This window comes from Actinomycetospora sp. (genome assembly GCF_055612215.1).
Genome location: NZ_JBVPVA010000243.1, coordinates 1 through 6,883 on the forward strand (window position 1 = coordinate 1; position 6,883 = coordinate 6,883).

At 75.6% G+C, this 6,883-nt stretch carries 7 protein-coding genes; 2 read left to right on the forward strand and 5 right to left on the reverse strand.

All coding sequences use genetic code 11. The features are described 5' to 3' along the window. Nucleotides 1–39: 39 nt before the first annotated feature. Nucleotides 40–885 carry an MbnB/TglH/ChrH family RiPP precursor modification enzyme gene (locus AC0CYZ_RS06640; protein WP_472213554.1) on the forward strand — a complete coding sequence of 282 codons (846 nt, stop codon included), beginning with the start codon at nt 40–42 and terminating at the stop codon, nt 883–885. After that, complete coding sequence (locus tag AC0CYZ_RS06645; RefSeq protein ID WP_472213541.1) at nt 882–1,244, forward strand: SCO6045 C-terminal-like domain-containing protein; 363 nt, start codon at nt 882–884, stop codon at nt 1,242–1,244. Before AC0CYZ_RS06640 ends, AC0CYZ_RS06645 begins: the two co-directional genes overlap by 4 nt. On the opposite strand, the gene AC0CYZ_RS06650 is transcribed toward AC0CYZ_RS06645, so the two are convergent. From AC0CYZ_RS06650 to AC0CYZ_RS06670, 5 genes are all read right to left on the reverse strand, one after another. Beyond that, on the reverse strand, nt 1,217–1,912 hold the full coding sequence (locus AC0CYZ_RS06650) for a thermonuclease family protein (RefSeq protein ID WP_472213544.1): 696 nt from the start codon (nt 1,910–1,912) through the stop codon (nt 1,217–1,219). The genes AC0CYZ_RS06645 and AC0CYZ_RS06650 overlap by 28 nt on opposite strands. A gap of 150 nt (nt 1,913–2,062) precedes the next feature. Next, nucleotides 2,063–3,559, reverse strand: coding sequence for a MinD/ParA family ATP-binding protein (locus tag AC0CYZ_RS06655; RefSeq protein ID WP_472213546.1), 1,497 nt, complete (start codon nt 3,557–3,559; stop codon nt 2,063–2,065). Between the two features lie 168 nt (nt 3,560–3,727). Then, entirely contained in the window at nt 3,728–4,723 is a 996-nt protein-coding gene (gene ccsB / locus AC0CYZ_RS06660; protein WP_472213548.1) for a c-type cytochrome biogenesis protein CcsB, read from the reverse strand. Next, nucleotides 4,720–6,420: a cytochrome c biogenesis protein ResB gene (gene resB / locus AC0CYZ_RS06665; RefSeq protein WP_472213550.1), complete on the reverse strand. Its 1,701-nt coding sequence runs from the start codon at nt 6,418–6,420 to the stop codon at nt 4,720–4,722. Before resB ends, ccsB begins: the two co-directional genes overlap by 4 nt. Further along, on the reverse strand, nt 6,417–6,883 hold a 467-nt coding region (locus tag AC0CYZ_RS06670; protein WP_472213552.1), incomplete at its 5' end, for a cytochrome c biogenesis CcdA family protein. The genes resB and AC0CYZ_RS06670, both read right to left, overlap by 4 nt.

Sequence of the window (6,883 nt, forward strand, 5' to 3'; positions counted from 1 at the left end):
CTCCTCGAGCTCCTGCGGCGGGGGCGGGGGGTGCGGCGGATGAGCGCCCGGCCCGACGGCGTCGGCATCGGCTGGCGGCCCGGCATAGACCGCACCGTCGAGGGCCTCGTGGCGGCCGGCTCGGCGTCGTTCGTGGAGATCGTCGCCGAGGACGTCCACCCGGCGTCCCCGCCGGCCTCGCTCGGCCGGCTGCGGGCGGCCGGGGTCACGGTGGTGCCGCACGCGGTGTCCCTCTCGCTGGGCGGGGCGGAGCCGCTGCGCACCGACCGGGTCGACCACCTCGGGGCGGTCGCGGAGGCCCTCGACGCCCCGCTGGTCAGCGACCACGTGTGCTTCGTGCGCGCCGGCGGCCTGGAGTCCGGGCACCTGCTGCCGGTGCCCCGCACGCGCGAGGCGCTCGACGTGCTCGTCGCCAACGTCACCGAGGCCTGCGCGCGGCTGCCCGTGCCGCTCGCGCTGGAGAACATCGCGGCACTGCTGGACTGGCCCGACGCCGAGATGGACGAGGGCGCGTTCCTCGCCGAGCTCTGCGAGCGCACCGGCGTGGAGCTCGTGCTCGACGTCGCCAACCTGCACGCGTGCGCGGTCAACCTCGGCCGCGACCCGGCCCGCGTCCTCGACGACCTGCCTCTCGAGCGGGTGGCCTACGTCCACGCCGCGGGCGGGGTCACCGCGCCCGACGGGCTCTACCACGACACGCACGCCCACCCGCTCACCGAACCCGTGCTCGACCTCCTCGCGGACCTGCTCGCCCGGGCCGCGGCGTGCGGGACGCGGCCCGCGGTGATGCTCGAGCGGGACGACCGCTTCCCCTCCGACGCGGACCTGGCCGCCGAGCTCGGGCTGCTGCGCCACGAGCACGACCGGGCGGGGGCGCTGCGATGAGCCCCCGGGCCGAGCTCGCGGACCGGCAGGCGGCGCTGCTGGCGGCGCTCGTCGAGGGCGGGCCGGTCCCGGCCCGGTTCGACGCCGGGCGGGTGCGGGCGGAGGCGGACGCGCTGGCCCGCAAACGGGTCCGGGTGCTCGCGCGGATCGTCGCCGAGATGCTCGACGCCGCCGGCGACCCGGCGCCCGCCGACCTGGACGCGCGGCTGCGGGACTGGGTCCGGGAGCACCCCCGTCGCACCGGCAGCGGGTTCCACGACGACGCCCGGGCGTTCCTGGGCGCCCGCCCGGCGCGGCGTCGGTGGTGGCGGCCTCGGCCGGGCAGCACCGCTCAGCACCACCACTTGCGGGCGCAGTAACCGCCGGTCAGGGCACCGTCGGGCAGGCCCTGGTCGCCGGGGCTGGGCCAGTTGATCGATCCGCCGCCCGAGGAGCGGCGTGTCGAGGTCGGCGCGGGCGTCGGCGTCGCGCAGGTCCGGCCGTTCGGGTCGTCCGAGCGCAGCTTCGCGACGTAGGCCGGGGCGGCGTCCTGCCTGCCGGCGTAGACCGCCGTGTGGTCGAAGGCGACCATGGCGTCGCCGAAGTCGGTGCCGCTCGAGGACACCTCGACGTAGCGCAACCGGCGCCCGTACCGGTCGCGGTCGACGCCGGGCTCCGCGCGCAGCACGACCTGCTCGCCCTGGAGCATCGACGTGGCCGTCGCGGTGGCCTCCTGGCCGGCCCGGGTGTCGGCCTCGCACGAGTCGATCCCCAGCACACGGACCTTCTGCCCGTCCGCGACGAAGGTGTCGCCGTCGATGACGCGGCTCACGGTCGCGGTCTGCCCACCGGCGGGCTGTCCGGGCTCGGGGGCCGCGGCCGGCGTCACCGGTCCCGCCGTGGGCGAGACGGCCGCCGGGCTCGCCGCGCTCGCCACCACCGGCGCGGACGCCGCCGGCGTGGTGTGGTCGCCCGACCGGTCGGAGCAAGCGACCAGGCAGAAGAGTCCCGCCGCGATGCCCGACCCGACCTTGTACGCAGTGCGCACCCTGTGTGCCATCCCCCCGACGACGCTCGTGTCGCCGTGGTGTCGCGGCACCCCGGGCGCGTGTTACCCGAGGACGACCCGGACGGCGCCTACGGGGGCGGATCGCTGACAGTCGCCGTCAGGTTCTCGGCATCGTCGCTGGTGGAGTCGTCACCGTGGGCCGATGCGGACGCGGGATCCCGCCCGCGGGAAGTCGTCGGCGACGACGGCCGCGAGCTCGAGCATCGCCGTCCGCGTGCGCGGCGCCAGCTTCTCCAGCTCGATCTCCGCCCCCTCGTCGAGGTGCGGGTCGAAGGGCAGGCGCGCGACCGTGCGGCACCGGGCCGCGAAGTGCTCGGCCACCCGGTCGAGGTCGACACCGCCCGACGAGCGCCGCACGTAGTTGATGACGGCGGTCGAGCGGGCCACGAGGTCGCCGTAGCCGTGGGCGTCGAGCCAGTCGAGTGTGGCCGAGGCGCTCCGGGCGCCGTCGATCGAGGAGGAGGAGATGACCACGAGCGAGTCGGCCACGTCCAGGACCCCGCGCATCGCCGAGTGCATCAGTCCGGTGCCGCAGTCGGTGAGCACGATGTTGTAGAAGTGCTCGAGGAGGTCCACCGCACGGCGGTAGTCGAGCTCGCTGAACGCCTCCGAGACCGCCGGGTCCTGCTCGCTGGCCAGCACCTCGAGCCGGGACGGCCCCTGCGAGGTGTAGGCCCGCACGTCGGAGTAGCGCCGGACCGCCGCGGCGTCGCGCAGCAGGTGGCGCACGGTGGCGGTGGTCTCCACCGGGACCTTCTCGGCGAGCGTCCCGCGGTCGGGGTTCGCGTCCACGGCCACGACCCGGTCGCCGCGCAGCGAGGCGAACGTAGCCCCGAGCGCCGCGGTCGTCGTGGTCTTCCCGACGCCGCCCTTGAGGCTCAGCATCGCGATCTTGTAGCAGCCCTGCAGCGGCTGGTTGACCCGCGCGACGAGGGCCCGCCGCTCGGCGTCGGCCTCGCTCTCGCCCGGGTTCACGACGCCGCCGCTGGCCACGTAGACCGCGCGGCGCCACCCGGTGCGCGGGACCGGCTTCGCGGGGCGCAGCAGCTGGGCCGAGGACAGGTCCGACATCGCGGGCGGCCCGGCCGGGGTCCCGACCGTCGCGAGCTCGGCCGACGGCGCCGGGCGCGACACGGTCTCGTCCCCGGCCGCGGGCTCCGCGGTGTCGCCCTCGCCACCTGTGGCCGGCTCACCCGAGGACGGGCCCTCGGACGCCGCCCGTGACGACGCGGACTGCTGGGGGGCGGGACCCCTGGTCTGCTGCTCGGGCGACTGCGCCCGGGTGGCCGGCTGGGCCGGGGCGGGGCCCGGTCCCGAGGTCGTCCGCCGGGTGTCCGGCGACGCGGGACGGCGGACGTCGCCGCGGGCGGCGCTCTCGGTGTCGACGCGCCGCGTCGTCTCGGTGTCGAGGTCCTCCTCGGCCGCGGTCTCCGCCTGCCGACCCTCCGCCGGGCGGGTGCCCTCGGCGGTCGCGGTCCCGGACGAGGCGTCCGGGGCGGGACCTGCCGCGGCCGTCGTCGCGAGCCTCGCGGGCTCCGGGCCGCCGTCGGACGCCGGGTGCTCCGTCACGGCGGGCGACCCGTCGGCCGTCGCGCGCTCGCCCGACTCGTCCTCGCGGGCTTCCATGGTCGGTGGCCCCTCCCTCGTCACCGGCGCCAGAACGGCTGCGCGGCTCCGGGCGACGACCGTAACCGGCCGGGACGATCAGGACGAGGCGAACCGACGATCTCCCCGGATCTCCACCAGCGCGTGATCGACCGACCGGCACGGCGTCCACCGGACCCCGCGGACGGCTCAGCCGACCCCCGCGTACGAGTGCAGCCCGGTGACGACGAGGTTGATGAAGAACAGGTTGAACACCATCACCGCGAAGCCGACGACGTTGACCGCGGCGGCCCGCCGGCCCCGCCACCCCGCCGTCGAGCGCGCGTGCAGGTAACCCGCGTAGACGACCCAGGCGATGAACGCGGTGGTCTCCTTGGGGTCCCAGCCCCAGTAGCGGCCCCACGCGGCCTCGGCCCAGATGGCGCCGGCGATGACCGCGAACGTCCAGATCGGGAAGGCCACGGCCGTGGCGCGGTAGGCGACGCGGTCGAGGACGGCGGACTCCGGCAGCCACGCGGTCCAGGCGAGGCGACCGCTCGTGTCGTGCGCACTGCGCAGCAGGTAGAGCACGCTCGCGACCCCGGCGACCAGCAGGATCCCCGACGAGATCACCGCGGCGGTCACGTGGATCGCGAGCCAGTAGGAGTGCAGCGCCGGCACGACGGGCGCGGTCTGGGTGTAGAGGACGGTGCCGCCGAGGAACATCAGCACGATCACCGGCAGCAGCACGAAGACGCCGAGGCGGCGCAGCTCCGGGCGGCGGGACAGCACGACCAGCCACGCCACGACCCCGACGAGGGTCACCGCCGCGACGAACTCGTACATGTTGCCCCACGGCGGGCGACCGGCCGCCACGGCGCGGACGACGAGCATCGCGAGGTGCAGCGCCGCGCCGAGCACCGTCAGCGAGACGCCCATGCGCCCGAACCGCTCGGAGACCGGCCGCGGCGGGCGTCCGCGCGGCGGTTCGGGTCCCTCGGCGGACGCCGGGTCGTCGGGGACGGTCACCGTGCCGCCGGACTCGGCCGCGACACCCGCCGGCACCGACGCCATCTCCCGGGCGGGCTCGGGGCGACGCAGCAGCCCGTGCTCCACGGCGTGCAGGAGCATCGCGAGGATGTAGACCGCGAGCGCCGAGTAGAAGAGCACGTCGCCGAAGTCGCCCAGCGGGGCGTCGACGTTCATCCGGTACCTCCGTCGTCGTGCGGGGCCTGCGCGTCGCGGACCTCGCCCGGGGCCCCGGGCCGCACGGGTGCCGCGTCGGGCAGCAGGTCCGCGCGGAGCCGGTCGAACTCCTCGCCGTACCCGGCCTGGTCGGTGCGGGCGAGTCCGCCGAGCTCCACGCTCGATCCCGCCACCGTACGACCGTCTGTCGTAGACGGCGACCCCGGGCCCGGCGTCACGCGCATCCAGACCCGGCGCCGCGTGATCGTCAGGGAGAGCGTGATGCCGACGAGCAGCGCGACGGCCGCGGCCAGCACCGCGTCCTGGGCCGGGTCGTGGGAGACCTGGAGGTTCACCCAGTCCTTGACGCTGTCGAAGCGGACGCGTGTCCCGTCGTCGAGGGTGATCGTCTGGCCGGGCACGAGGTTCTCGCGGGCGACGCGGACCAGCCGGCCCTGGTCGACCATCGACTGGTCGATCCCGTAGATCGACTGACCGCGTCCGGAGTCCAGCCCGAGGTCGCCGCGGTAGACGTCGGCCGCGACCTCCGGGTTCGTCAGGGCCGGGTAGGTGGAGGTCACGATGCCGCCGCCGCTCGACGTCGGGGCGAACAGCCCGGTGATCGCGAGCTGGGTCGCGCGGCGCTGCGCGTCGGTGGTGACGCCGGGGCGGTCGAACTTCGTCGCGCCCTGGGACAGGAACGTGGTCTGGTCGACCGGCTCCCACTGGATGGCCTGGGTGCGCTGCGAGCCGTCGGGGAAGGTCACGGTGAACTGCGGGGCGTAGCCGTGGCCGAGCAGGTAGACGCGCTCGCCGTCGAAGCGCAGCGGCTCGTTGACCTCGACGGTGCCCGGGGTGGGCGGGGCGCCGTCGGCGATCTGGCGGGCGTCGGAGTAGTGGACGTCGGCGCTGAAGGACTGTGCCTCGCCGTTCGGGAGGTACTGCGCGGCGAAGCGGTCCACGTCGACGCAGAACGGGTCGAGGTTCGTGCCGTCCACGCGCAGGCCCGGGCGGAAGGTGTCGTAGGCGAGGATCCCGGAGTTGCAGAACTCCGAGCCGTCGGCCATGACGATGACGTTGCCCTCGTAGCCGAACAGCTTCCCGACCGCGATCCCGATCAGCAGGGCGAGCAGGCTCATGTGGAAGACGAGGTTGCCGACCTCGCGCAGCGCGCCCTTCTCGGCGGACACCGTGCGCACCCCGCCGGGCTCGTCCCGCACGTCGAGCTTCCAGCCCCGCAGCCGACGGCGGGCGGCCGAGACGACGTCGTCGGGATCGCGCGGGTCGGGGCCGGCGGCGTGGTGCGGCAGGCGGGAGAGGTTGCGGGGGACGGCGACGGTGCGCCCGCGCAGGCCCTTGACCTGCTCCCACGTGCGCGGGACGAGGCAGCCGACCAGCGAGATGAACAGCAGCAGGTACACCGCGGAGAACCACGGCGTCGCGAAGAGGTCGAAGATGCCGACCTTGTCCAGCACCGGAGCGAGCGTGGGGTGGGCCGCGAAGTAGTCCTGCACCGCCTGCGGGCTCGGGCCCCGCTGCGGGAGGAACGCACCGGGCAGCGCGGCGAGCGCGAGCAGGAACAGCAGGATGAGCGCGGTGCGCATGCTCGTCAGCCCGCGCCAGGTGTTGCGGGCGAGCGCGAGCAGGTCGCGGCCGGCACGACGCGGCGCGGACGGTGGCTCCGGGGAGTCCGGCGGGGTCCGGAGGGTCTGGGTCATAACGGCGTGGAGAAGCCGGCGACGGGCTCCCGGAGCAGGGTGACGATCTCGGCCCACAGTCCGGTGGCGAGGGCGAGACCGACGAGCACGAGCAGCACGCCGCCGGCGATCTGGATACCGCGGACGTGCGCGCGCAGCCACGCCTGGGCGCGCACGGCGCGGCCGGCGCCGAGCGCGATGAGCACGAACGGCACGCCGAGGCCCACGCAGTAGGCGAGCACCAGGACCCCGCCGCGCAGCGCCCCGGAGCCCGCGCCGGTCCCGGAGGCCAGCGCGATCACGCCGGTGAGCGTGGGCCCGAGGCACGGCGTCCAGCCCAGGCCGAAGGTGGCGCCGAGGAGCGGCGCGCCGGCCAGTCCCATGCGCGGCACCCAGTGCGGGCGGGTGTCGCGCTGCAGGGCGGGCACGAGGCCGAGGAAGACCAGGCCCATCGCCACGGTGACGACGCCGCCGAGCCGCTGCA